24 protein-coding genes are annotated in these 23,761 nt (G+C 68.8%); 22 read left to right on the top strand and 2 right to left on the bottom strand.

The features are described from left to right. Window positions 1–41: 41 nt before the first annotated feature. The 9 genes from murC (at window position 42) to ACIPYT_RS16500 (ending at window position 7,592) form a co-directional block, all read left to right on the top strand. Window positions 42–1,439, top strand: coding sequence for a UDP-N-acetylmuramate--L-alanine ligase (murC, locus tag ACIPYT_RS16540; protein ID WP_401076738.1), 1,398 nt, complete (start codon window positions 42–44; stop codon window positions 1,437–1,439). Window positions 1,440–1,441: 2 nt separating this feature from the next. Beyond that, window positions 1,442–2,359, top strand: a complete 918-nt coding sequence (locus ACIPYT_RS16535) for an FtsQ-type POTRA domain-containing protein (protein WP_401076736.1) — start codon at window positions 1,442–1,444, stop codon at window positions 2,357–2,359. Between the two features lie 212 nt (window positions 2,360–2,571). Beyond that, complete coding sequence (ftsZ, locus tag ACIPYT_RS16530; protein WP_401076734.1) at window positions 2,572–3,729, top strand: cell division protein FtsZ; 1,158 nt, start codon at window positions 2,572–2,574, stop codon at window positions 3,727–3,729. Next, on the top strand, window positions 3,726–4,406 hold the full coding sequence (locus ACIPYT_RS16525) for a YggS family pyridoxal phosphate-dependent enzyme (protein ID WP_401076731.1): 681 nt from the start codon (window positions 3,726–3,728) through the stop codon (window positions 4,404–4,406). The genes ftsZ and ACIPYT_RS16525 overlap by 4 nt, the downstream gene beginning before the upstream one ends. A 43-nt stretch (window positions 4,407–4,449) precedes the next feature. After that, on the top strand, window positions 4,450–4,923 hold the full coding sequence (locus ACIPYT_RS16520; protein ID WP_401076729.1) for a cell division protein SepF: 474 nt from the start codon (window positions 4,450–4,452) through the stop codon (window positions 4,921–4,923). 3 nt (window positions 4,924–4,926) lie between these two features. After that, complete coding sequence (locus ACIPYT_RS16515; protein ID WP_401076726.1) at window positions 4,927–5,223, top strand: YggT family protein; 297 nt, start codon at window positions 4,927–4,929, stop codon at window positions 5,221–5,223. A 153-nt stretch (window positions 5,224–5,376) separates the two neighbouring features. Beyond that, the gene (locus tag ACIPYT_RS16510; RefSeq protein WP_401076724.1) at window positions 5,377–5,979 is read left to right on the top strand and encodes a DivIVA domain-containing protein; all 603 of its coding nucleotides are present in this window, start codon (window positions 5,377–5,379) and stop codon (window positions 5,977–5,979) included. Between the two features lie 75 nt (window positions 5,980–6,054). Further along, entirely contained in the window at window positions 6,055–6,669 is a 615-nt protein-coding gene (lspA, locus tag ACIPYT_RS16505) for a signal peptidase II (protein ID WP_401076721.1), read from the top strand. A gap of 2 nt (window positions 6,670–6,671) precedes the next feature. Continuing rightward, entirely contained in the window at window positions 6,672–7,592 is a 921-nt protein-coding gene (locus ACIPYT_RS16500) for an RluA family pseudouridine synthase (protein ID WP_401076718.1), read from the top strand. Between the two features lie 15 nt (window positions 7,593–7,607). Here ACIPYT_RS16500 and ACIPYT_RS16495 read toward each other — a convergent pair whose 3' ends face one another. Then, a complete protein-coding gene (locus ACIPYT_RS16495; protein ID WP_401076715.1) occupies window positions 7,608–8,207 on the bottom strand; it encodes a TetR/AcrR family transcriptional regulator in 600 nt (199 codons plus the stop codon). A gap of 99 nt (window positions 8,208–8,306) precedes the next feature. Between ACIPYT_RS16495 and ACIPYT_RS16490 the strand changes: the two genes are divergently transcribed. From ACIPYT_RS16490 to ACIPYT_RS16450, 9 genes are all read left to right on the top strand, one after another. Then, window positions 8,307–8,924: a DUF6230 family protein gene (locus tag ACIPYT_RS16490; protein WP_401076713.1), complete on the top strand. Its 618-nt coding sequence runs from the start codon at window positions 8,307–8,309 to the stop codon at window positions 8,922–8,924. Next, window positions 8,915–9,355: a DUF6114 domain-containing protein gene (locus ACIPYT_RS16485; RefSeq protein WP_401076710.1), complete on the top strand. Its 441-nt coding sequence runs from the start codon at window positions 8,915–8,917 to the stop codon at window positions 9,353–9,355. The genes ACIPYT_RS16490 and ACIPYT_RS16485 overlap by 10 nt, the downstream gene beginning before the upstream one ends. After that, on the top strand, window positions 9,352–10,053 hold the full coding sequence (locus ACIPYT_RS16480; RefSeq protein WP_401076707.1) for a hypothetical protein: 702 nt from the start codon (window positions 9,352–9,354) through the stop codon (window positions 10,051–10,053). The genes ACIPYT_RS16485 and ACIPYT_RS16480 overlap by 4 nt, the downstream gene beginning before the upstream one ends. Before the next feature lie 35 nt (window positions 10,054–10,088). Continuing rightward, window positions 10,089–10,661: a GNAT family N-acetyltransferase gene (locus tag ACIPYT_RS16475; RefSeq protein ID WP_401076704.1), complete on the top strand. Its 573-nt coding sequence runs from the start codon at window positions 10,089–10,091 to the stop codon at window positions 10,659–10,661. A 67-nt stretch (window positions 10,662–10,728) separates the two neighbouring features. Continuing rightward, window positions 10,729–14,247, top strand: coding sequence for a DNA polymerase III subunit alpha (gene dnaE / locus ACIPYT_RS16470; protein WP_401076701.1), 3,519 nt, complete (start codon window positions 10,729–10,731; stop codon window positions 14,245–14,247). A 133-nt stretch (window positions 14,248–14,380) separates the two neighbouring features. Continuing rightward, complete coding sequence (locus ACIPYT_RS16465) at window positions 14,381–15,613, top strand: hypothetical protein (protein WP_401076699.1); 1,233 nt, start codon at window positions 14,381–14,383, stop codon at window positions 15,611–15,613. 2 nt (window positions 15,614–15,615) lie between these two features. Continuing rightward, window positions 15,616–16,920, top strand: coding sequence for a histidinol dehydrogenase (gene hisD / locus ACIPYT_RS16460; protein ID WP_401076696.1), 1,305 nt, complete (start codon window positions 15,616–15,618; stop codon window positions 16,918–16,920). A gap of 10 nt (window positions 16,921–16,930) precedes the next feature. Continuing rightward, the gene (gene nrdR / locus ACIPYT_RS16455; RefSeq protein WP_401076694.1) at window positions 16,931–17,401 is read left to right on the top strand and encodes a transcriptional regulator NrdR; all 471 of its coding nucleotides are present in this window, start codon (window positions 16,931–16,933) and stop codon (window positions 17,399–17,401) included. Between the two features lie 10 nt (window positions 17,402–17,411). Beyond that, window positions 17,412–18,437 (top strand): quinone-dependent dihydroorotate dehydrogenase, encoded by a 1,026-nt coding sequence (locus tag ACIPYT_RS16450; RefSeq protein ID WP_401076692.1) that lies wholly within the window; start codon window positions 17,412–17,414, stop codon window positions 18,435–18,437. Window positions 18,438–18,529: 92 nt separating this feature from the next. Here the strand turns inward: ACIPYT_RS16450 and ACIPYT_RS16445 are convergent, their stop codons facing one another. After that, window positions 18,530–19,117, bottom strand: coding sequence for a DUF3043 domain-containing protein (locus tag ACIPYT_RS16445; RefSeq protein ID WP_401076689.1), 588 nt, complete (start codon window positions 19,115–19,117; stop codon window positions 18,530–18,532). Window positions 19,118–19,163: 46 nt separating this feature from the next. Between ACIPYT_RS16445 and ACIPYT_RS16440 the strand changes: the two genes are divergently transcribed. The 4 genes from ACIPYT_RS16440 to ctaD all read left to right on the top strand — a co-directional run bounded on the left by ACIPYT_RS16440 (window position 19,164) and on the right by ctaD (window position 23,761). Next, entirely contained in the window at window positions 19,164–20,585 is a 1,422-nt protein-coding gene (locus ACIPYT_RS16440) for a dipeptidase (protein WP_401076686.1), read from the top strand. 74 nt (window positions 20,586–20,659) lie between these two features. Further along, the gene (erpA, locus tag ACIPYT_RS16435) at window positions 20,660–21,025 is read left to right on the top strand and encodes an iron-sulfur cluster insertion protein ErpA (RefSeq protein WP_401076683.1); all 366 of its coding nucleotides are present in this window, start codon (window positions 20,660–20,662) and stop codon (window positions 21,023–21,025) included. A 96-nt stretch (window positions 21,026–21,121) separates the two neighbouring features. Next, the gene (gene coxB / locus ACIPYT_RS16430) at window positions 21,122–22,024 is read left to right on the top strand and encodes a cytochrome c oxidase subunit II (protein ID WP_401076680.1); all 903 of its coding nucleotides are present in this window, start codon (window positions 21,122–21,124) and stop codon (window positions 22,022–22,024) included. Between the two features lie 3 nt (window positions 22,025–22,027). Continuing rightward, window positions 22,028–23,761: a cytochrome c oxidase subunit I gene (gene ctaD, locus ACIPYT_RS16425; RefSeq protein ID WP_401076677.1), complete on the top strand. Its 1,734-nt coding sequence runs from the start codon at window positions 22,028–22,030 to the stop codon at window positions 23,759–23,761.

Genomic DNA, 23,761 nt, shown 5'->3' with positions numbered 1-23,761 from the left:
GCAGCCCCTCCGTCCGACCCGAAAAGTAGACTGAAGACGACATGATCAGACCTGACCTCTCCCTCCCGATCCCCGAGTCGATCTCCTCGGCGCACTTCATCGGCATCGGCGGTTCCGGCATGAGCGGCCTGGCCCGGATGTTCCTGGATGCCGGCATCCGCGTCTCCGGCAGCGACCGAGCCGACAGCGACAACCTGCGCGCCCTCGCGGCCGCGGGAGCGACCGTGCACGTGGGCCATGACGCCGCGCACCTGGGCGATGCCGACACGGTCGTGCACACCGGTGCGATCTGGCCCGAGAACCCGGAGTTCGTCACGGCCAAGGAGCGCGGGCTGCACGTCATCCACCGCTCGCAGGCGCTGCACTGGCTCGTCGGATCGCGGCGACTCGTCTCGGTCGCCGGCGCGCACGGCAAGACGACGTCGACCGGCATGATCGTGACGGCGCTGCAGGCGCTGGGCGCCGACCCGAACTTCGTCAACGGCGGCGTGATCGAGCAGCTCGGCACGTCGAGTGCCACCGGCACGGGCGAGCTCTTCGTGATCGAGGCCGACGAGTCCGACGGCACGTTCCTGCTGTACGACACGGCGGTCGCGCTGATCACCAACGTCGACCCCGACCACCTCGACCACTACGGCTCTGACGAGGCCTTCCACGACGCCTTCGTGCGGTTCGCGGATGCGGCGTCGGAGGCCGTCGTGATCTCGAGCGACGACCTGGGTGCGCTCCGGGTCGGCGCCGCGCTCTCGCATCCTCGCGTCCTCACCTTCGGGCAGGCCGAGGGCGCCGACGTGCGGCTCACCGACGTCGTCGCCTCGGGACCGGTGTCGGCGACCCTCACGCACGGTGACGTCAGCGTGCCCCTGCAGCTCGCGGTCCCCGGCGTGCACAACGCGATCAATGCGGCCGGCGCGGTCGCGGTGCTGATCTCCCTCGGTTTCGGACTCGCCGAGTCCGTGACCGCGGTCGAGGGGTTCGCCGGCACCGTGCGCCGACTGGAGCAGCACGGCGTCGAGCGCGGCGTCACGGTGTACGACGACTACTCCCACCATCCCACCGAGGTGCGTGCGGCGCTCGAGGCGATGCGTTCGATCGCGGGATCCGGTCGGGTCATCGCGATCCAGCAGCCGCACACGTACTCGCGCACGCAGCACATGTACCGCGAGTTCGCCGATGTCCTCGAGACCTATGCCGATCACACCGTCATGCTCGACGTGTACGGCGCTCGGGAGGATCCGGTGCCCGGTGTCACGGGCGAGCTCGTGAGCGGCGCGTTCCAGAATCCGTCGCACGTGCACTACGTCGCCGACTGGCAGCAGGCCGCCGACTACACGGCCTCGGTCGCGCGCGACGGCGACTTCGTCGTGACGCTCGGCTGCGGAAACGTCTACCAGATCATCCCGCAGGTGCTCGAGTCGCTGCGGACGACCGGGGCGTAGCGATGCGCAGACCGCCGCCGCTCCCCACGACGCCTGCGGGCGCGACGGAGGGCGCGAGCGCGAGTGCGACCCGCTCGGCATCGCGCGGGGGAGACGCGGATGCCGGACAGGCGACGTCGCCGCCGACCGTCGACGGGACATCGGACGATGCCCAGGGCGAACGTCCGATGTCGACCAGGGACGTCTGGCGGGCTGCTCGCGCTCGGCGCAAAGCGCTCCGTGCCGAGATCCGCCGGTTCACGCAGCGCTCCCGCCGTCGCCGCATCGTCTGGCTGAGCGCGCTGGGAGGGGCGGTGCTGCTGATCGGTGGCAGCGTCGCAGCCGCCTACAGTCCGCTGTTCGCGGTGGAGCGGATCACGGTCGTCGGCGCGACGACGCTGGATGCGTCGGCTGTCGAGACCGCGCTGGCAGCTCAGCTCGGCACTCCGCTCGCCCTCGTCGACTCCAGCGAGGTCAAGGCGGCGCTGCTCGCCTTCCCGCTGATCGAGACGTATGCGCTCGAGGCCAAGCCGCCCCACGATCTCACGGTGCGGATCGTGGAGCGCACTCCGGTCGGCGTGATCCGCTCGGACGCGGGCTACACGGTCGTCGACGCCGCGGGCGTCGCCCTCTCGACCACGTCGGATCAACCGGCCGGTCAGCCGCTGCTCGACATCGCCGGCGGAACCGGATCGGCAGCCTTCGAGAGCGCGGGCCTGGTCGTGCGATCGGTGTCTCCCGACGTACGGGCGGCGCTCACCACCGTCACGGCCACGACCGCCGATGACGTGACGCTGACCCTGAGCACGGGGCTCACGATCGTCTGGGGGAGCTCGGAGCGCTCGGCGCAGAAGAGCGAGGTGCTCACCAAGGCCCTGCTCGCAGCACCGGGGGCATCGACGATCGACGTGACCTCGCCGGACACCGTGGTGATCGGCTGACCTCTTCGGCGGCTGTTCTGCGACGGTCGGCAGCGGATCCGACGGCAAACCGACGACACGCCCGTGTCGCTGCGTCCGCGCGTGCGCGCGGCGCTTACCTTCGAACAAGAGAAACCGATACCGGGAAATACATTACACCTCTAGTTGAGGTTTAAGGTTTAGCCCGGCCGGTGGACACCACAAGACAGGCTCGATTCTTTCGGAGGCCGGCCATGAGCCAGAACCAGAACTACCTCGCCGTGATCAAGGTCGTCGGCGTCGGCGGTGGCGGCGTCAACGCCGTCAACCGCATGATCGAGCTCGGCCTCCGCGGAGTCGAGTTCATCGCCGTCAACACCGACGCGCAGGCGCTGCTCATGAGCGACGCCGACGTCAAGCTCGACGTGGGCCGCGAACTCACCCGCGGTCTCGGAGCCGGCGCCGACCCCGAGGTCGGGCGCCGAGCGGCCGAGGACCACGCCGAGGAGATCGAGCAGGCGCTCACCGGTGCCGACATGGTCTTCGTCACGGCGGGCGAGGGAGGCGGCACCGGCACCGGCGGCGCACCCGTGGTCGCCCGCATCGCGAAGTCGATCGGCGCGCTGACCATCGGTGTCGTCACGAAGCCCTTCTCCTTCGAGGGTCGCCGCCGTCAGAGCCAGGCCGAGGCCGGCGTCTCGAAGCTCAAGGAAGAGGTCGACACCCTCATCGTGGTGCCGAACGACCGTCTGCTCGAGATCAGCGACCGCGGCATCTCCATGATCGAGGCGTTCGCGACGGCCGACCAGGTGCTCCTCGCCGGTGTGCAGGGCATCACCGACCTCATCACGACGCCGGGTCTCATCAACCTCGACTTCGCCGACGTCAAGTCGGTCATGCAGGGCGCCGGCTCCGCGCTCATGGGCATCGGTTCCGCGCGCGGCGCCGACCGGGCGATCAAGGCCGCGGAGCTCGCGGTCGAGTCCCCGCTGCTCGAGGCATCGATCGAAGGCGCGCACGGTGTGCTGCTCTCGATCCAGGGCGGGTCGAACCTCGGCATCTTCGAGATCCACGACGCCGCCGACCTCGTCAAGGAGGCCGCGCACCCGGAGGCCAACATCATCTTCGGAACGGTCATCGACGACACGCTCGGCGACGAGGTGCGGGTCACGGTGATCGCCGCGGGCTTCGACGGCGGCGAGCCGTCGCTGCGTCTCGACCCGATGGTCGTCACGCGCCCCGCGGCGGCGAGCACGCTGCCCGAGGTGTCGCTCTCCACCGAGGAGGACGCAGCGCCCGCGGCATCCGAGTCCCCGGAGAAGACCGAGCAGTCGCCGCAGCGCGTGACCGCGACGAGCATCGAGCCGGCGTTCGCCGACGACGACATCGACATCCCCGAATTCCTCAAGTGACCGAGCTGGCCGCGCGGCTGTCGGCGATCGACGATCGCATCGCCGACGCCGCGCGCCTCGCCGGGCGCGATCCCGCCGGGATCACCCGGATCGTCGTGACGAAGTTCCACCCCGCGTCGCTCGTGCGCGAGCTCTCGGAGCTGGGCGTGCGCGACGTGGGGGAGAACCGGCAGCAGGAGCTCTCGGCCAAGACGGCCGCACTCGGCGACGTCGACGTGCGCTGGCACTTCATCGGTCAGGCGCAGACCAACAAGGCCGCAGCGATCCGACGGAGCGCGGATGCCGTGCACTCGGTCGATCGGGATCGGCTCGCCGTTGCGTTGCACCGCGCCGCCGAGGGGGACGACGTCCTCGACGTGACCGTGCAGGTCAATCTCACCGATGACCCGGGCCGCGGGGGAGTCGCGCCCGCAGAGGCTCGAGCGCTCGCCGAGCACATCCTCGAGCTTCCCTCGTTGCGTCTGCGCGGCGTCATGGCCGTGGCTCCTCTCGACGAAGACCCGGCGCCGGCGTTCGCTCGCCTGCGCGGCATCTCTGAGCAGATCCGAGAAGTCGATCCGACCGCCGACTGGATCTCCGCCGGGATGACCGGCGACTTCGTCGAGGCGATCGCCGCCGGTGCGACACACCTTCGCATCGGGTCGGCAATCACCGGACCCCGCCCCGACCGGGGTTAACCTCTAACCAGACCAGCCCGACACGTTCGAACCGGAGGACACGATGGGTAACCCGCTGAAGAAGACCATGGTGTACCTCGGCCTCGCCGACGAGGAAGAGGTCTACGAGGAGGAGCAGCAGGCTCCGGCCCGTGCCCACCGTGATCGCGACCGCGACCGTGAAGAGCCGGCGCCCGCGCCGATCACCCCGCTGCGTCGTCCCGTCGCCGTGCGTCAGCCCGCAGGAGGGGCCGTGAACGAGATCCTCACCGTGCACCCCAAGCAGTACCGCGATGCCCAGCTCATCGCCGAGAGCTTCCGCGAGGGCGTGCCGGTCATCATCAACCTGTCGCAGATGAGCGACGCCGACGCGCGACGCCTGATCGACTTCGCATCCGGGCTCTCCCTCGGCCTCTACGGCCGTATCGAGCGCGTGACCTCGAAGGTGTTCCTGCTCTCTCCGGAGAACATCGCCGTCTCGGGCCACGGCGGCATCGCGCACGCGGACGCCGAGTCCGCGGGCTTCGACCAGTCGTAACCCGTGGGGCTCGTCTCCGTCATCGCGAGCATCGTCCACACGGCGCTGCTGCTGTATCTGCTCGTCCTCTTCGCACGGCTGATCCTCGACTACATCCCGCTGTTCAACCGTGAGTGGCGCCCCAAGGGCGCCGGCCTCGTCGCCGCGGAGGTCGTGTACACGGTCACCGACCCGCCGGTCCGGTTCTTCCGGCGGCTCATCCCTCCGCTGCGCATCGGATCGCTGTCGCTGGACTTCGGGTTCTCGCTGACGATCCTGATCGTCCTGATCCTCATGAACATCGTGGGGATCTTCCGCTGACACGCCGGGAGTTCCCGGCGACCGGGTGTCGCGGCATCGCGGCGACCAGGCTCGGGGACTATGCTTGGCTCCCAGGTGCGCGCCCCGGGTTCGCGCCACATCACGACCACGCCATTCTCGAAACTGGCAACCGAACTCATCGAAGGAGCCACCATGGCACTTACCCCGGATGACGTCGTCACCAAGCAGTTCCAGCACGTCCGCTTCAAGGACGGATTCGACCCGGACGAGGTCGACGACTTCCTCGACGAGATCGTCATCGAGTGGCGCAAGGCCCTCGAGGAGAACACCGAGCTGAAGGCCAAGCTGGCCGCGTTCGAGTCCGGCGAGGCACCTGCCGCCGCCGCCCCCGCTGCCCCGGCCGCTCCGGTCGTCGAGGCGCCCGCTCCCGTCGCCGAGGCTCCGGCCGAGCCCGCACCGTCGGGTTCCGCCACCGCGACCGCCGGGATCATCGAGCTCGCGCAGCGCCTGCACGACGAGCACGTCGCCGAGGGTGAGGCCAAGCGCGCCCAGCTCATCGCCGACGCCGAGGGCGAGGTCACGCGCATCCGTACCGAGGCCGAGGCCAAGCAGCGCGAGGAGTCCGCGCGACTCGAGCGCGAGCGCAACACGCTCGAGGCTCGCATCACCGAGCTCCGCAACTTCGAGCGCGACTACCGCTCGCAGCTGCGCGGCTACATCGAGGGACAGCTCCGCGACCTCGACGAGAAGTCGGCGTCGACGGACTCGACCCCGGTCTCCGCGATCGGTCTGTAGGTCGTCCTTTTGCCAGGACGCCCTCCTCTTCGTCGGTCGGCGGCCGGTGCGATCGTTGCGATCATCGCAGCGCTCGTGCTGGCCGCCGATCAGTATGTGAAGTACCTCACGATCGAGCACCTGCCCCTGCAGGAGCCGGTGCCCGTGCTCGGCGAGTTCCTCCAGCTGTACTACGTGCGCAACCCCGGAGCGGCCTTCTCGCTCGGTTCCGACGTCACCTGGATCTTCACGATCGCGCTCGCGGTCGTCGCGGTCATCATCGTCTGGAAGGCCTTCGGTCTCCGCTCGCGTCTGTGGGCCGTGGTGCTCGGAGGTCTGCTCGGCGGTGTCCTCGGCAACCTCGGCGACAGACTGTTCCGTGAGCCGGGTTTCGCGGTCGGTCACGTCGTCGACATGATCTCGATGCCGTGGATGCTCCCGGCGATCTTCAACATCGCCGACGTGTTCATCGTCTCGGGCATGATCTCGGTCGCCCTCCTCGTGGTCTTCGGTCTGCGGTTCGACGGCACGCGTGAGCGCGACCACGAGCACGCGGTCGTCGAGAACGACGAGGATGCCGAGGCTGCCGCGGTCGCGGAGGAGCAGGAATCACATTCGGCACGTGACGACCTGGCCGTGGCCGATGCTCCCGTCTCTGCCGACGACGAGCCGGAGACACCCGCCGGGGCGCCGACCTCGGACGGGCGCTGATCGTGGAGTCCCGCTCGCTCCCCGTCCCCGACGGGCTCGAGGGCGTGCGCGTCGACGCCGCCATCGCCAAGATGCTCGGCTTCTCCCGGACGTTCGCCGCGGAGGTCGCCGCAGCCGGAGGCGTGCGGTTGGACGGCGTCGTGCTCGACAAGTCCGACCGCCTGCGCGGCGGAGGGTGGCTCGACGTGGAGTGGCAGCCGAAGGAAGAGCCGCGGATCATCCCGATCGCTGTCCCGGAACTCGGGATCGTGCACGACGACGACGACATCGTCGTGGTCGACAAGCCCACGGGCGTCGCCGCGCATCCCTCGCTCGGCTGGGAAGGGCCCACGGTCGTCGGGGCTCTCGCCGCCGCAGGGTTCCGCATCGCGACGAGCGGCGCGCCCGAACGACAGGGGGTCGTGCACCGCCTCGACGTCGGCACCAGCGGTCTGATGGTCGTCGCGAAGACGGAGTCGGCCTACACGGCCCTCAAGCACGCGTTCAAGGAGCGCACGGTCGAGAAGATCTACCACGCGGTCGTGCAGGGGCACCCCGACCCGCTGGCGGGCACCATCGACGCACCGATCGGCCGCCACCCCGGTCACTCCTGGAAGTTCGCGGTCGTCCCGGACGGCAAGCCGTCGGTCACGCACTACGAGACTCTCGAGGCCTTTCCCGGGGCGTCGCTGCTCGAGATCCATCTCGAGACCGGACGCACCCACCAGATCCGCGTGCACATGGCCGCGCACCGGCATCCGTGCGTCGGGGATCCGCTGTACGGCGCAGACCCGACCTTGTCGGCGCGCCTGGGACTCACCCGGCAGTGGCTGCACGCGCACCAGCTCGCGTTCACGCACCCGGCGACGGGGGAGTGGGTGCAGTTCGAGTCGCCGTACCCGGCGGACTTCCAGCACGCTCTCGACGTGCTCCGCGGCGACTGACCGTCTGCGCTCGCGTCAGAAGCGCGCGTCGGTCGCGGCGGCCACGACGCCGTCGAGAGTCTTCTCGAGGAAGTCGACCACGGCATCATCGTCGACCTGACGATCGACCACGAGTTCGAGCAGCGCCTCCTCGGTGAACGACACCCAGGCGCGCAGCGCCACGCGCAGGGCGGTTTCGTTCGGGACTCCGAGCTCTTCGAAGGCCTCCCGCAGCCGGAGCGCATTGCGTTCACGGGACTCGTCGACGATCGCCCGCACCGCGGGATCGCCGCTCGCGACGCCGCGGACGAGCGACGAGAACGTCCCGCTGTGGTCGCGCACGAACCGGACTATCCGCAGCAGGGTGTCCCTGATCCGCTCGCGCGGCGGCAGGTCGAGTCGGGGCTCGGTGGCGAGGAGCAGGCTGTCTCTGGCGGTCGTGACGATCGCGCGCTCGACGCCGTGGCGGCTCTCGAAGTAGTGGAAGATCAGGGCGCGCGATACACCGGCCTGGCGGGCGAGCTCGTCGATCGTGAGCTCGTCGAGCGGATGGTCGACGAGGAAGCGCACGCCGATCGCGACGAGCTGGGCGCGTCGTTCCTCCGGTGACAGGCGGGAACGGCGCTCGGACGACATGTGTGAAGCCTAACGAGTGCAGGTATTGACTCTGAATCAATAAAGCATAGGATCGGAACGTCGTGCGGACGGAGTCGTCCGCCCGCAGGAGGAGGATCGATGAAGTTCCCGAAGCCGACCGCAGTCCTGTCCGCCGCGACGTCGTCGCGTGCCGGACGCCTCACACTCGCCGCCGTCCCGGTGGGCATCGTGGCCGCCGTACTGCTCGGAGGAGTCGCGCAGGGCGCCGTCCCCGTGTCGTTCGCGGTCTCGGGCAGCCAGTTCCAGATCGGGGCGAGTCAGCTCGAGGGCACCGGGTTCTCCCAGTACGCGGGCGTGGCCACCGACACCGAGGGCGTCGAGCACACCGTGGCGATCGCGAACATCAAGAGCGCAGAGCTCAGCGACCTGTGCCAGTCGGTGATCACCGAGACGCCGCTCGGCACCGTGGGCATCCTCATCAAGGCCGGCGGTGACGGCGAACCGGCCACCGCGAGCGACCTGCAGATCGGGATGACCGGGCTGCGCGGCGACGCCTCCTTCGGCGGCATCCGCATCGGCGTCGACGCCTCCACCGTGAACACCGAGGCGAAGGGCGCCGCCGGCGACTTCGCGCAGGACTCCGACACGATCTCGATCTCGAACCTGCAGCAGACGGCCTGGAGCACGCAGGCGTCCGTCTTCACGCTGAAGGGGATGTCGCTCGAGCTCACGGACGGCTCGCAGGGATGCTTCTGAACGGGGACGAGGCGGTGACGGAACGCTCCGAGGTGGTCGAACGGGCGCCGGGAGGCTTCCGCTCCTGGCGTCGGCAGCGTCCCTTCGTGGGCGGCATCCTGGTGGCGCTCGGCGGCGTCGAGATGTTCTTCTCCGGCCAGCTCGACCTCGGGCACCTGCACGTGCAGCTCGGGATCGAGGGGCTGCAGGCGACGGTGATCCCGGTCGTCCTCGTGCTTCTCGGCATCCTGGCGATCACGATGCCCGCGCATCACGTGTTCTACGGCGTGATCGCCCTCGCGGTCGGCCTGTACTCGCTGATCGGCGTCAACCTCGGCGGGTTCCTCATCGGGATGCTGCTCACCGCGGTCGGCGGCGTCCTCGTCGTCGCGTGGATGGCGCCCAGGGACCGTCAGCGGGAGCCGGTCGACGACGAGCCGGCCGCGACGTGAACCGGCGCCCGCACCTCAGTGCCGTCGCCGTCGTCGTCGCGCTCCTCGTGACACCGATGGCGGTGGGAGCGGCGGCTCCGCGTCCGCACGAGGGATTCTGCATCCCACTGATCTACTGCCCTGACCCCGAGCCCGAGCCCGGCGCACCATCGGAGAGTCCCGCCCCGACGGATCCCGCAGATCCGACGAGTCCGGTCGATCCGCTGTTGCCCGCGGATCCCGTCGCGCCCGTGGCGCCGGCGCCCGTGGAGCCGGTGCCTGCGCCGGTCGACGACGCGGCGCCCGTGTTCACCGGAACGCCCGCAGCGATGGGATCCGAGTCGTTGTCGTTCACAGGACTGTCCGGCATCTCGATCGTCACGGTCCCGACCGTGGACGGCGCGGGAGTCCGCGTGCTCAAGATCACGGCCGACACGATCACGATCGACGGGTTCTCGCTCACGGTGCGACCGCCCGACGGCCCGGGGCTCGTGACCACGGCCGACACGATGTCGCTGCAGGGACACGTGAGCGTGTACCTGGGGTCTGTGAGCGCGTCCGCGCTCGGGGGTGAGCCCCTCACGATCGGCCTCGACACGCCGCCGCCGCTCACCGACATCGAGCCGGGCCTGCTGAACGTCACGATGGGCCTGGTGGGCAGCACCGCCGACTCGATCACCTACTCGAACACGGACCAGCGGATCGTCGAGCTCGACTAGCGGCGGATGTCGGCGGGGTGGAGCAGACTGGGCGCATGAGCATCGAGGTCAGGCCCGCGACGGAGTACGACGACGTCGCCGTGCTCGTCGGACCGAAGAAGCCGACGTCGAACGTGTGCTTCTGCCTGAGCTATCGCGTCGGCAGCAAGGAGAACCGGTCCCTCACCGGCCCCGCACGAGGTGAACGGGTGCGCGAGCTCTGCCGGGAGGACCCGCCGCCGGGTGTGATCGCGTATCTCGATGACGAGCCGGTCGGCTGGGCTGCGCTGCATCCGCGCAGCGCCACCAGCTTCGCGACGAACAGATCGATCCCACACGTCGACGACCTCGACGTCTGGTCGCTCTGGTGCCTGCGCGTGCGCCCGGGGCACCGCAAGAAGGGCATCACGCACGCGCTGGTCGATGGCGCGGTCGCCTACGCACGCGACCGCGGGGCCCCCGCAGTGGAGGCCTACCCGGTCGACAACCGCGGCGAGAAGGTCGATCTGACGATGGCGTACGTGGGGACACGCGCGATGTTCGAGCGGGCCGGATTCACGAAGGCCGCCGATACGGAGTCCGTCCTGAACGGCTTCCCGAGGGTGCTCATGCGGCTCGATCTGCGGTGAGATGCGCTCGGTCGCTCAAGCATGCTCGTCGGGTCCCGATGTCCGAGGCCGAAAGTAGACTCGGAGCATGGCCTCCGACTCCTTCGTCCACCTGCACGTGCACAGCGAGTACTCGATGCTCGACGGTGCGGCGAAGATCGCGTCGATGACCCAGGCGGCCGCCGACTACGACATGCCGGCGATCGCCGTGACCGACCACGGCAACACGTTCGCGGCCTTCGAGTTCTACAAGGCGGCGAACGCCGCGGGTGTGAAGCCCATCATCGGCCTCGAGGCGTATGTGACCCCGGGAACCCACCGCAGCGACAAGACCCGTGTGCAGTGGGGATCGCCCGATCAGAAGAGCGACGACGTCTCGGGTTCCGGCGCGTACACCCACATGACCATGTGGAGCGAGACGACGCAGGGCATGCACAACCTGTTCCGACTCAGCTCGCTGTCGAGCATGGAGGGCTACTACTTCAAGCCCCGCATGGACCGCGAACTCCTGCAGACGTACGGCAAGGGCCTGATCGCCACGACCGGCTGCCCCTCCGGTGAGATCCAGACCAGGCTTCGTCTCGGGCAATACGACGCGGCGCGCGCGGCCGCGGCGGAGTTCCAGGATCTGTTCGGCAAGGAGAACTACTTCGCCGAGATCATGGACCACGGTCTCTCGATCGAGCGCCGCGTGATGTCCGATCTCATCCGGCTCGCCAAGGATCTGAACATCCCGCTCGTCGGCACGAACGATTCGCACTACACCCACCAGCACGAGGCCGACGCGCACGAGGCGCTCCTGTGCGTGCAGTCCGGCTCGACGCTCGACGACCCGAATCGCTTCAAGTTCGACGGCGACGGCTACTACATCAAGACGGCCGCCGAGATGCGCCAGCTCTTCCGCGATCACCCCGAGGCGTGCGACAACACACTCCTGATCGCCGAGCGCTGCGAGGTGGAGTTCAACACCGCCGCCAACTACATGCCGCGCTTCCCGGTGCCCGACGGCGAGACCGAAGACAGCTGGCTCGTCAAGGAGGTCGAGGCCGGCCTCCACTACCGGTACCCGAACGGCATCCCCGACAAGGTCCGCAAGCAGGCGGAGTACGAGACCGGCATCATCCTGCAGATGGGCTTCCCCGGATACTTCCTCGTCGTCGCCGACTTCATCAACTGGGCCAAAGACAACGGCATCCGTGTCGGCCCGGGGCGTGGCTCCGGAGCGGGATCCATGGTCGCCTACGCCATGAAGATCACCGACCTCGACCCGCTCGAGCACGGCCTGATCTTCGAGCGGTTCCTCAACCCCGACCGCGTCTCGATGCCCGACTTCGATGTCGACTTCGACGACCGTCGCCGCGGCGAGGTCATCGAGTACGTGACGAAGAAGTACGGCTCGGAGCGAGTTGCGCAGATCGTCACCTACGGCACGATCAAGTCCAAGCAGGCGCTCAAGGACGCCGGCCGTGTGCTGGGCCTCCCGTTCAGCATGGGGGAGCGCCTCACCAAGGCCATGCCGCCGCCCGTGATGGGCAAGGACATGGAGCTCGGCGGCATGTTCGACTCCGCGCACAAGCGCTACAAGGAGGCGAGCGAGTTCCGCGCGCTCATCGAGACCGACCCCGAGGCGAAGACGGTGTTCGACCGGGCGCTCGGACTCGAGGGGCTCAAGCGCCAGTGGGGTGTGCACGCCGCCGGCGTCATCATGTCGTCCGAGCCGCTGCTCGACATCATCCCGATCATGCGCCGCGAGCAGGACGGGCAGATCGTCACGCAGTTCGACTACCCGTCGTGCGAGTCGCTCGGACTCATCAAGATGGACTTCCTGGGGCTCCGCAACCTCACGATCATCTCCGACGCACTCGACAACATCCGCATGAACAGGGGAGAGGAGCTCGATCTCGAGCACCTCGCGCTCGACGACCGCGGCGCCTACGACCTGCTCGCCCGCGGCGACTCGCTCGGCGTGTTCCAACTCGACGGCGGGCCGATGCGCTCACTCATGCGCCTCATGAAGCCCGACAACTTCGGCGACATCTCGGCTCTCATCGCGCTGTACCGTCCCGGCCCCATGGGCGCCAACTCGCACACGAACTACGCGCTGCGCAAGAACGGCGCGCAGCCGATCACGCCGATCCACCCCGAGTTCACCGAGTCGCTCGCCGACATCCTCGAAGAGTCCTACGGCCTGATCATCTACCAGGAGCAGGTCATGGCGATCGCTCAGCGCGTCGCAGGGTTCTCGCTCGGACAGGCCGACATCCTCAGACGCGCGATGGGCAAGAAGAAGAAGTCCGAGCTCGACAAGCAGTTCGAGGGATTCCAGGCCGGGATGCACGCGAACGGCTATTCCGACGGCGCCGTGAACGCGCTGTGGGAGATCCTGCTGCCGTTCTCCGACTACGCCTTCAACAAAGCTCACTCGGCTGCGTACGGGGTCGTGTCGTACTGGACCGCCTATCTGAAGGCACACTATCCCGCCGAATACATGGCCGCGCTGCTCACGAGCGTGGGCGACTCGAAAGACAAGATGGCGCTCTACCTCAACGAGTGCCGTCGCATGGGCATCAAGGTGCTGCCGCCCGACGTCTCCGAGTCGATCAACTACTTCGCGGCCGTCGGCGACGACATCCGCTTCGGTCTGGGCGCGGTGCGCAACGTCGGCAGCAACGTCGTCGACGGCATCGTCGCCTCGCGCAAGGACGAGCGGTTCACCTCGTTCCATCATTTCCTCGACACGGTTCCGTTGCACGTGTCGAACAAGCGCACCGTCGAGTCGCTGATCAAGGCCGGCGCGTTCGACACGATGGGCGACACGCGCCGTGCGCTCATGGAGATCCACGAGGATGCCGTCGAGGCAGCCGTCGACCGCAAGCGCAACGAGGCCCAGGGAGCGATCGGGTTCGACTTCGACAGCCTGTACGACGGCATGGAGGAGGCCGCACCCGCGAAGGTGCCGACCCGCCCCGAATGGATCAAGAAGGACAAGCTCGCGTTCGAGCGCGAGATGCTCGGGCTGTACGTGTCCGATCACCCGCTCGCAGGGCTCGAGGTTCCGCTCGCGAAGCACGCCTCGATATCGATCCATGACCTCAACAACTCGGAGGATCTGCAGGACGGCGACCAGGTGACGGTCGCCGGACTCGTCACGAGCGTGCAGCACCGCGTCGCGAAGGCCAGCGGGAACCCGTACGGCATGATCACGGTCGAGGACTTCAACGGCGAGGTGACGGTCATGTTCATGGGCAAGACCTACACCGAGTTCCAGCACACGCTGCAGCAGGATTCGATCCTCGCGGTGCGCGGCCGGGTGTCCCGACGCGACGACGGGCTCAACCTGCACGCCCAGTCCGCTTTCGCACCCGATGTGGGCTCGTTCGACGCTGCGGGGCCCCTCGCGCTCGTGCTCGCCGAGCAGCGGGCGACCGAACGGGTCATGCAGGATCTCGCCGACATCCTCCGACGGCACAACGGTGAGACCGAGGTCATGCTGCGCGTGCATCGCGGGGGGACGGCCAAGGTGTTCGAGGTGCCGATGCCCGTGAAGGTCTCGGCCGACCTGTTCGGCGACCTCAAGTCGCTGCTCGGCCCCTCCTGCCTCGGCTGATCATCGATCGCCGACGATCCCCGACGCGTCGTCATCCGATGTCGCGCCCGGCGCCCTCTCCGGGGCACCCGGTAGGATCTTGACCCGTTGGGTGCGAGGCGTCCGAACCCGCACCGTGACGAAAGGACCACGCATGAGCACGGAATCCCCCTTCCTGAACAGTGATCCCGCGGATGCCGACGGGGCGACCGCCGCGTCCGTCGCCTCCGACGACGAGACCTTCTCAGACGACGACGGCGTTCTGTACGACGACGAGGTCACGCCGGAGTACGGCATCCTCGGTGTGACCCTGCGCGAGCTGCTCATCCTCGGCGTCTGGGTCGTGCTGTTCGTCCTGTCGTTCGTGCCGCTCGGCTGGGGACCCGCGCTCTGGGCGCAGGGCATCTCCTGGGTGCTGCCGATCGGTGTGCCCACCGTCGCTGTCTTCCTGCTCATGCTGCGCCGTTTCTCGCCGGAGGGCATCCGTCGCGTCGGGTCCCTCGGGATCGACCAGTTCGCCTCGGTCGCGTTCTCGGTCGCCGCGGTGTGGTGGGCCCAGTTGCTGTGGGAGTACCTCGCCGTCGTGATCGGCACCGGTGTCTCCGCTGTCGTGTGGGTGCCGTGGGTGCAGTTCGCGCTGAGCCTGGCGCTCGTCGCGCTCACCGTCTTCGCGCCGCTCATCCCGGGGCTCGCCGAAGACTTCCACGGGCGCCTCGTGACGCTCGCGCACCGTAACGCGAACCCCGCACGTCCGGTGATCGCTCGTCCCCGTGCGGAGCGTCCGGTCCCCGAGCCCGCCGAGCAGTCCGCGGCGGACGGCGCCGCGCCCACTGCCCCTGCGTACGCCGCCGATGCGCCGACGACCCTCCCCGCCGGCGGACTCGACGTCGAGCTGTCCGGCCAGCAGGCGACCGACGAGGTCGCCCGCCTCGACCTCGCGGCGCAGGTGCCGCTGTCGTCCCACGCATCGGGCGGCGGGACGGGCACCGAGCAGACGACGTCCGACGAGGAGTACACGCCGTCGTACTCGCGGCGCTCGTGGAACGACGAGCCCGACATCGCCACCGACACCGGGAGCATCGAGTCGATGCTCGGCGCGCCCGCGCAGGAGATCGGCGCGCCGCAGACCGAAGCCGTCGCGACGGCTGACGACGTCGCCGATCTCGATGCGACGAACCCGCGCGAGCCCGCGCCCGCCGCGCAGCCCTTCTGGATCCTCGCGCCCACGGAGCGCGACGTGCACGACGAGCGCGGGGAGGCGATCTTCCGCATCGGTCCGACGGCCTGGGCACTCGTGATCGAGGACCGCGGCGGCGCGTTCGTCGTGCGTCACGATGACGGCCGCATCGGGTACCTGCACGACATCTCCGACATCACGAAGGGCTGACGGTGCGCACGATCGATCTGCGAGGGCGAGAGCTCTCGCCCGCCGACATGCTCGCTGCCGTGCCGCGTGCCACCCAGGCCAGGGCCGAGGCCCTCGACACCGCTGCCCGCATCGTCGACGACGTCAGGGAACGAGGCGACGCCGCACTGCGTGAGCAGGCCGAGCGCTTCGACCGCGTCACGGGGCACGACATCCGCGTTCCCGCCGCGCACATCGACGATGCGCTGGCCGCCCTCGCCCCCGAGGTGCGCAGCGCGCTCGAGGAGGCGATCCGACGCGTGCGTCTCGCGTCTGCGGCGCAGGTTCCCGCGCCGCAGACGACCCGGATCGGCGACGGCGCCGTCATCACCCAGCGCTGGCAGCCGGTGCAGCGCGTCGGCGTGTACATCCCCGGCGGCAAGGCCGTGTACCCGTCGAGCGTGGTCATGAACGTCGTGCCCGCGCAGGTCGCCGGCGTCACCCAGATCGCCCTCGCCTCTCCGCCGCAGGCCGACCAGAACGGTCGCGTCCACCCCACGATCCTCGCGGCCGCGGGTCTGCTCGGTGTCACCGAGGTCTACGCGATGGGCGGTGCCGGAGCGATCGGCGCCTTCGCGCACGGTGTGAGCGGCATCGGCCTCGACCCCGTCGATGTCGTGTCCGGCCCGGGCAACAACTACGTCGCCTCGGCCAAACGCGCCGTCGCCGGCGTCGTCGGCACGGACTCCGAAGCCGGGGCGACCGAGATCCTGGTGGTCGCCGACGCGGCAGCCGATGCACGGCTGATCGCCGCGGACCTCATCAGCCAGGCCGAGCACGACGAGCAGGCCTCGGCCGTGCTCGTCACCGACTCGGTCGACCTCGCCGACCGGGTCGTCGCCGCTGTGGCCGAGTTGGCGCCGCGCACTCGTCACGCCGCGCGCGTGGCCGCCGCGCTCGACGGTCCGCAGTCGGCGATCGTGCTGGTCGACGACCGCGCCATGGCGACCGCGTTCAGCAACGCCTATGCGCCCGAGCACCTCGAACTGCACCTCGACGACGCCGACGACGCCGCTGCCGCGTTCACGAGCGCCGGCGCCGTGTTCGTCGGCGATCAGACGCCGGTGAGCCTCGGCGACTACATGGCGGGCAGCAACCACGTGCTGCCCACCGGCGGCCAGGCGCGCTACGCGCCGGGGCTCGGCGCCTACACGTTCCTGCGCCCGCAGCAGGTCATCGCCTACGACCGGGAGGCCTTGGCCGCCGTGCGCGCGGGGGTCGTCGCGCTCGCGAACACCGAGATCCTACCCGCGCACGGCGAGGCGATCGAGGCGCGCTTCACGGCGTAGGATCGGTCAGATGCACTGCCCCTTCTGCCGCAACCCGGACTCCCGTGTCATCGACTCGCGCACGAGCGACGACGGGCTCTCGATCCGCCGACGTCGTCAGTGTCCGAAGTGCGGCGGTCGATTCACGACCACCGAGACCGCGAGCCTCAACGTCATCAAGCGCTCGGGCGTCATGGAGCCGTTCAGCCGCGAGAAGGTGATCTCCGGCGTCCGCAAGGCGTGCCAGGGGCGACCCGTCACCGAGGCCGACCTGGCGATCCTCGCGCAGCGCGTCGAGGAGGCCGTGCGGCAGACCGGCGTCTCTCAGCTCGACACGAACGAGATCGGCCTGGCGATCCTCGGCCCGCTCCGTGAGCTCGATGAAGTGGCCTACCTGCGCTTCGCCAGCGTGTATCAGGCGTTCGACTCGCTCGAGGACTTCGAGAGCGCGATCACCGATCTGCGCGCCGACCACGCGGAACGCGAGCCCGTCGACCGGTAACCTGGCAGGGATGTATCCGCTGCTCTTCCGCGCCGTCCTGTCGCGCTTCGACCCCGAGTTCGCCCATCACGCCGGCATGGCGGTGATCAGGGTGCTCGGCGCGCCGCCGTTCTCGGCCATGACGCGCGCCCTGACGAAGCCCGATCCCTCGCTGCGCGTCGACGCTCTGGGGCTCACCTTCCCTTCGCCGTTCGGCATCGCCGCGGGCTTCGACAAGAACGCCGTCGGCGTGCGCGGTCTCACGGCGCTCGGCTTCGGACACGTCGAGGTCGGTACGATCACCGCGATCCCTCAGGACGGCAACCCCAAGCCCCGACTCTTCCGACTCATCGCCGACCGCGCGGTCATCAACCGCATGGGGTTCAACAACCAGGGCGCGGATGCGGTCGCCCGACGCCTCGCCACCCTGCGTCGCGGTGCGCCCGACACCGTGATCGGCGTCAACATCGGCAAGAGCCGCGTCGTCGACGTCGACGAGGCGACCGACGACTACGTGGCCTCTGCGACCCGCCTCGCGCCCCTCGCCGACTATCTCGCCGTGAACGTGTCGTCGCCGAACACGCCGGGGCTGCGCGGCCTGCAGGCGGTCGAGACCCTGGCACCGCTGCTGCGTGCGGTGAAGGCAGCGGCGGGGGCGACTCCGCTGCTCGTGAAGATCGCGCCCGACCTCCCGGACGAGGAGATCACGGCGATCGCGCAGCTCGCGGTCGCCGAGGGACTCGCGGGCATCATCGCGCACAACACCACCATCAGCCGCGACGGACTGCTCACCGACCCGGCGACCGTCGAGGCGGCAGGCGCCGGGGGGCTCTCCGGCGCGCCGCTCAAGGAGCGGTCGCTCCAGGTGCTGCGACGGGTGCGCGCCGCGGTCCCCGAGGACTTTTGCGTCATCGCGGTGGGGGGTGTCGAGACTCCCGCCGACGTGCAGGAGCGGCTCTCGGCGGGTGCCACGCTGGTGCAGGGATACACCGCATTCCTCTATCGCGGTCCCTTCTGGGGACGCGAGATCAACCGCGGACTCGTCCGCGGACGCTGACGGGCGCATCGCGCACACACGCAGAAGGCGCCCGGCTCTCGCGAGCGGGCGCCTTCTGCGTGCCTGTGGGGCGGATGCCGGTCGGCGGGGGATCAGTCCGGGTACTGGCCGCGCTTGACCTGCGCCTTCGGAAGACGCATGAAGCGCATCTGCAGCGATCGCATGGCGGCGTACCAGCCGAGCCCGCGCTCCATGCGCTCCTGCCCGAACTTCGCCGCGATCTTGCGCTTGACGCGGAAGCCGAGCAGGATCATGCCGCCGATCGCGAGCACGAGGTAGGCCATCATCACGAGGTACGCCCAGCCGGCGACGGCGAATCCGGCGATCGCGAGGTTCGGCGGGAGGAGCGAGATGAGGATCACGAGCACCATGACGCCCATCACGAACTCGGCGGGGTGCCATCCGGCATCCACGTAGTCGCGCACCCAGCGGCGCTGCGGGCCCTTGTCGCGAGCCGGGAGGTACTTCTCCTCGCCCGCGGCGAGTCCTGCCTGCGCACGTGATCGGCGCTCGTTCAGCTCGGCGCGCGCGGCGGCCTTGGCCTCCTTGGTGTTCGCGACCAGCGGTCGACGACGCGCCGCCTCCTGCTCCGCCCGGGTCGGCGTGGCGCGTCCCTTGCCCGCGGCGGGCGTCTCGGGGGCGTCGTCGTTCGTCGGCGGGGATGCGGGGGAAGTGGCCACGAGGTTCCTCGGTTCGGTGTGAGCGGATCACCTTAAGATTACTCGCATGACTTCTCCTGTTCAGCCCGGCGACCAGATTCCGACCAGCGACCGCGAGCCCGCCGTCCTGGAGGCGGCGTCGACCGGGATGCCGGCGGCGCTGAGCGATCTCGGACACCTCGTGCGGATCCCGGGCATGGCATGGCCCGCGTTCGATCAGACGCAGCTCGAGCGCAGTTCCGAAGCCGTCGCGGCACTCGCCGAGGGCACGGGCGTGTTCGACAGCGTTCGCATCCTCCGTGCGGGCATCCCGGGCACCGAGGAGGTCGGGCAGCCGGCCGTGCTCGCGACGCGCGCGGCGAAGAACGGCAAGCCGACCATTCTGCTCTATGCCCACCACGATGTGCAGCCTCCCGGCGACGAGGCGCTGTGGGAGACGCCGCCGTTCGAGCCGACCGTCCGCGACGGACGCCTGTACGGACGCGGGGCGGCCGACGACAAGGCCGGCATCATGGCGCACATCGCCTCGATCCGTGCGGTGTCCGAGGTGCTCGGCGACGACCTCGAGCTCGGCATCGCGATGTTCATCGAGGGCGAGGAGGAGTACGGCTCCCGTTCCTTCGCGCAGTTCCTCTCCGACAACAAGGACGCCCTGCGGGCGGACGCGATCGTGGTAGCCGACTCGGGCAACTGGGACTCCGAGACCCCGGGCCTCACGGTGTCGCTCCGCGGCAACGCGCGCTTCACGGTGCGCGTGCGCACGCTCGACCACGCCTCGCACTCCGGCATGTTCGGGGGAGCCGTGCCCGATGCGATGATGGCGACGGTCACGATGCTGTCGACGCTGTGGAACGGCGACGGCTCCGTCGCCGTCGAGGGGATGACCGAGCGCGACGCGCCGACGCCCGATTACTCGGAGGAGACCCTGCGCGATGAGGCAGGGCTCCTGCCTGGCACGTCCCCGATCGGCGACGGCACGATCCTCAGCCGCATCTGGAACAAGCCGTCGGTCACGGTCATCGGCATCGACGCCACGAGCGTCGCGGCGGCCTCCAACACCCTCCTCCCCGAGGTCTCGGTCGTGATCAGCGCGCGCGTCGCGCCCGGGCAGTCGGGGGAGGACGCGTACGCGGCCCTCGAGGCGCACCTGCGCGCCCACGCCCCGTTCGGCGCCGAGCTGACGTTCTCCGACGTCGACCTCGGCAACGGCTTCCTCGTCGACACGAGCGGCTGGGCGGTCGCGCTGACCCGCTCGGCGATGCACGACGGCTACGGAGTCGCCCCGATCGACCTGGGCGTCGGCGGGTCGATCCCGTTCATCGCCGATCTCGTGCGGGAGTTCCCCGCCGCGCAGATCCTGGTGACGGGCGTCGAGGACCCGCACTCCCGCGCGCACAGTCCGAACGAGTCGCTGCACCTCGACACGTTCCGCCACGCCGTCGCGACCGAGGCGCTGCTGCTCTCGCGCATGAACGACGTCGTGATCTGACCCCCGCCCACCGGGGTGGAGGGTAAAATCGAGGCACCAGCCGTGTGCGAGCGCGGCAGATCCGAAGGAGCGACATGAGCGACACCACACTCACCCCGGCCGAGACCGCGCAGGCACACGGCGTGAAGCTGACCGACGCGGCCGCCACCAAGGTCAAGAACCTCCTCGAGCAGGAGGGTCGCGACGACCTTCGTCTGCGCGTCGCGGTGCAGCCCGGAGGATGCTCGGGCCTCATCTACCAGCTCTACTTCGACGAGCGCTTCCTCGAGGGCGACGAGACCGTCGACTTCGACGGCGTCGAGGTCATCGTCGACAACATGAGCGTCCCGTACCTGGACGGCGCGTCGATCGATTTCAAGGACACGATCTCCGAGCAGGGCTTCACGATCGACAACCCCAACGCGGCGGGCAGCTGCGCCTGCGGCGACAGCTTCCACTGATCCGATCGGCTCCGCCAACCTGCGTGGTTGGCATGAATCGGGTGTGAGGTTGCCCTAGACTTGGGTGTGCCCTGTCCGCAATCTGAAAGGTGCATCGTGCCCTCGAAACGCCGCCTTCGTTGGGTCGCTCTTCCGCTGGGAGTAGTGACCGCCGTGGCCCTGGCTGGATGTACCACCACCGAGCTGAACGGGTACCTCCCCGGCTTCGTGGACGACGGACCAGCAGCCACGAACCAGACCGAGCGGGTCTCCTCGCTGTGGGTCAACTCGTGGATCGTCCTCCTCGCGGTCGGCGTGATCACCTGGGGCCTGATGGCCTGGGCCGCGATCGCGTACCGCCGCCGCAAGGGGCAGACCGGTCTGCCGGTGCAGATGCGCTACAACATGCCGATCGAGATCTTCTACACGATCGTGCCGCTCATCCTGGTGCTGGGTATGTTCTTCTTCACGGCCCGTGACCAGGCCGCCATCGAGGCGAAGTGGGACGACCCCGACGTCGAGATCACCGCGATCGCCAAGCAGTGGGCGTGGGACTTCCAGTACGACGGCGACGAGGACGACAACTCCGACGCCGTGTGGACCATGGGAATCCAGGCGCAGCCGGATGCCGCGGGCAACATCGACCAGGATCTGCTCCCCACGCTGGTGCTCCCGGTCGACCAGAAGGTCACGATCAACCTGCAGTCCCGCGACGTCATCCACTCCTTCTGGATCATCGACTTCCTCTACAAGAAGGACATGTACATCGGGAAGGACAACTCCTGGTCGTTCATACCCACCCGCGTCGGGGAGTACGCCGGCAAGTGCGCCGAGCTCTGCGGCGAGTACCACTCGATGATGCTCTTCAACGTCAAGGTCGTTGAGCAGGACGAATACGACGCCTACCTCGAGACGCTCAAGGAGGAGGGGAACACGGGAGACATCACCGACGCTTACGACCGTCTGGCGAACTACCCGGGCACCACCCCCGCGACCGGCACCGAGGAAGGGGAGGAGTAAGCCATGTCGACCACTGAAGCCCCCCGCACCGACGAGGCGCCCCGCTCGCGCCCCACGACCCTCCCGGCTCGCCAGGCCGCTCTCATGAGCTCCTCGCGCGTCGAGCAGAAGGGCAACATCGTCGTCAAGTGGATCACCTCGACCGACCACAAGACGATCGGGTACATGTACCTCATCGCGTCGGTGCTGTTCTTCCTCCTCGGCGGCGTGATGGCCCTCGTCATCCGCGCCGAGCTCTTCGCGCCGGGAATGCAGATCATCCCGACGAAGGAGCAGTACAACCAGCTGTTCACGATGCACGGCACGATCATGCTGCTGATGTTCGCGACGCCGCTGTTCGCCGGTTTCGCGAACGCGATCCTGCCGCTGCAGATCGGTGCTCCCGACGTCGCCTTCCCGCGTCTGAACGCGTTCGCGTTCTGGCTCTTCCTGTTCGGCTCGACCATCGCGGTCGCCGGCTTCCTCACCCCGCAGGGTGCGGCATCCTTCGGCTGGTTCGCCTATCAGCCGCTCGCGAGCGCCTCGTTCTCGCCGGGCGCGGGCGGCAACCTCTGGATGCTGGGTCTCGGCATCTCCGGATTCGGAACCATCCTCGGCGCCGTGAACTTCATCACGACGATCATCACGATGCGCGCCCCGGGTATGACGATGTGGCGCATGCCGATCTTCTCCTGGAACACGCTCATCACGAGCCTCCTGGTCCTGATGGCCTTCCCGGTGCTCGCCGCCGCGATCTTCGCCGCCGGCGCCGACCGCGTGCTCGGCGCGCACATCTACGACCCGGCCAACGGCGGCGTCCTGCTCTGGCAGCACCTGTTCTGGTTCTTCGGTCACCCCGAGGTGTACATCATCGCCCTGCCGTTCTTCGGCATCGTGTCCGAGGTCTTCCCGGTCTTCAGCCGCAAGCCGATCTTCGGGTACAAGACCCTCGTCTACGCGACCATCGCGATCGCGGCTCTCTCCGTCGCGGTGTGGGCCCACCACATGTACGTCACCGGCTCCGTGCTGCTGCCGTTCTTCGCTCTCATGACGATGCTCATCGCTGTGCCGACGGGTGTGAAGATCTTCAACTGGATCGGAACGCTCTGGCGAGGATCCGTGACCTTCGAGACTCCGATGGTCTTCGCCCTCGGCTTCCTCGTGTCGTTCGTCTTCGGCGGTCTGACCGGTGTCATCCTCGCGGCTCCGCCGCTGGACTTCGCGCTGTCCGACTCGTACTTCGTCGTCGCCCACTTCCACTACGTCGTCTTCGGAACCGTCGTCTTCGCGATGTTCTCCGGCTTCTACTTCTGGTGGCCGAAGTGGACCGGTCGCATGCTGAACGAGCGCCTCGGCTACGTGCACTTCTGGATGCTGTTCATCGGCTTCCACATGACGTTCCTCATCCAGCACTGGCTGGGCGTCGACGGCATGGTGCGTCGCTACGCGGACTACTCGGCGGCCGACGGCTGGACCTGGCAGAACCAGGTGTCGACGATCGGTGCGATCATCCTGGGAGCCTCGATGCTGCCGTTCTTCCTGAACGTCTGGATCACGGCGCGCAAGGCTCCGAAGGTCACCGTCAACGATCCGTGGGGCTACGGCGCCTCGCTCGAGTGGGCCACCTCGTGCCCGCCGCCGCGTCACAACTTCACGTCGATCCCGCGCATCCGCAGCGAGCGTCCGGCATTCGATCTGAACCATCCGGAGGCTGCGGAGTTCGCTACCACGGCTCCCGGCGAGCGAGAGGGCCACTGA

Origin of the sequence: Microbacterium sp. NPDC089695 (assembly GCF_044749085.1) — a bacterium.
Taxonomy (GTDB): Bacteria; Actinomycetota; Actinomycetes; order Actinomycetales; family Microbacteriaceae; genus Microbacterium.
This window is presented reverse-complemented; position numbering and strand designations above follow the sequence as displayed.

What these genes read in the sequence shown, in the direction of transcription:
- murC (WP_401076738.1), top strand. Translation starts at nt 42, where the DNA reads ATGATCAGACCTGACCTCTCCCTCCCGATCCCCGAGTCGATCTCCTCG.
- ACIPYT_RS16535 (WP_401076736.1), top strand. Translation starts at nt 1,442, where the DNA reads ATGCGCAGACCGCCGCCGCTCCCCACGACGCCTGCGGGCGCGACGGAG.
- ftsZ (WP_401076734.1), top strand. Translation starts at nt 2,572, where the DNA reads ATGAGCCAGAACCAGAACTACCTCGCCGTGATCAAGGTCGTCGGCGTC.
- ACIPYT_RS16520 (WP_401076729.1), top strand. Translation starts at nt 4,450, where the DNA reads ATGGGTAACCCGCTGAAGAAGACCATGGTGTACCTCGGCCTCGCCGAC.
- ACIPYT_RS16510 (WP_401076724.1), top strand. Translation starts at nt 5,377, where the DNA reads ATGGCACTTACCCCGGATGACGTCGTCACCAAGCAGTTCCAGCACGTC.
- ACIPYT_RS16495 (WP_401076715.1), bottom strand. Translation starts at nt 8,207, where the DNA reads ATGTCGTCCGAGCGCCGTTCCCGCCTGTCACCGGAGGAACGACGCGCC.
- ACIPYT_RS16490 (WP_401076713.1), top strand. Translation starts at nt 8,307, where the DNA reads ATGAAGTTCCCGAAGCCGACCGCAGTCCTGTCCGCCGCGACGTCGTCG.
- ACIPYT_RS16485 (WP_401076710.1), top strand. Translation starts at nt 8,915, where the DNA reads ATGCTTCTGAACGGGGACGAGGCGGTGACGGAACGCTCCGAGGTGGTC.
- ACIPYT_RS16475 (WP_401076704.1), top strand. Translation starts at nt 10,089, where the DNA reads ATGAGCATCGAGGTCAGGCCCGCGACGGAGTACGACGACGTCGCCGTG.
- dnaE (WP_401076701.1), top strand. Translation starts at nt 10,729, where the DNA reads ATGGCCTCCGACTCCTTCGTCCACCTGCACGTGCACAGCGAGTACTCG.
- ACIPYT_RS16465 (WP_401076699.1), top strand. Translation starts at nt 14,381, where the DNA reads ATGAGCACGGAATCCCCCTTCCTGAACAGTGATCCCGCGGATGCCGAC.
- nrdR (WP_401076694.1), top strand. Translation starts at nt 16,931, where the DNA reads ATGCACTGCCCCTTCTGCCGCAACCCGGACTCCCGTGTCATCGACTCG.
- ACIPYT_RS16450 (WP_401076692.1), top strand. Translation starts at nt 17,412, where the DNA reads ATGTATCCGCTGCTCTTCCGCGCCGTCCTGTCGCGCTTCGACCCCGAG.
- ACIPYT_RS16440 (WP_401076686.1), top strand. Translation starts at nt 19,164, where the DNA reads ATGACTTCTCCTGTTCAGCCCGGCGACCAGATTCCGACCAGCGACCGC.
- erpA (WP_401076683.1), top strand. Translation starts at nt 20,660, where the DNA reads ATGAGCGACACCACACTCACCCCGGCCGAGACCGCGCAGGCACACGGC.
- ctaD (WP_401076677.1), top strand. Translation starts at nt 22,028, where the DNA reads ATGTCGACCACTGAAGCCCCCCGCACCGACGAGGCGCCCCGCTCGCGC.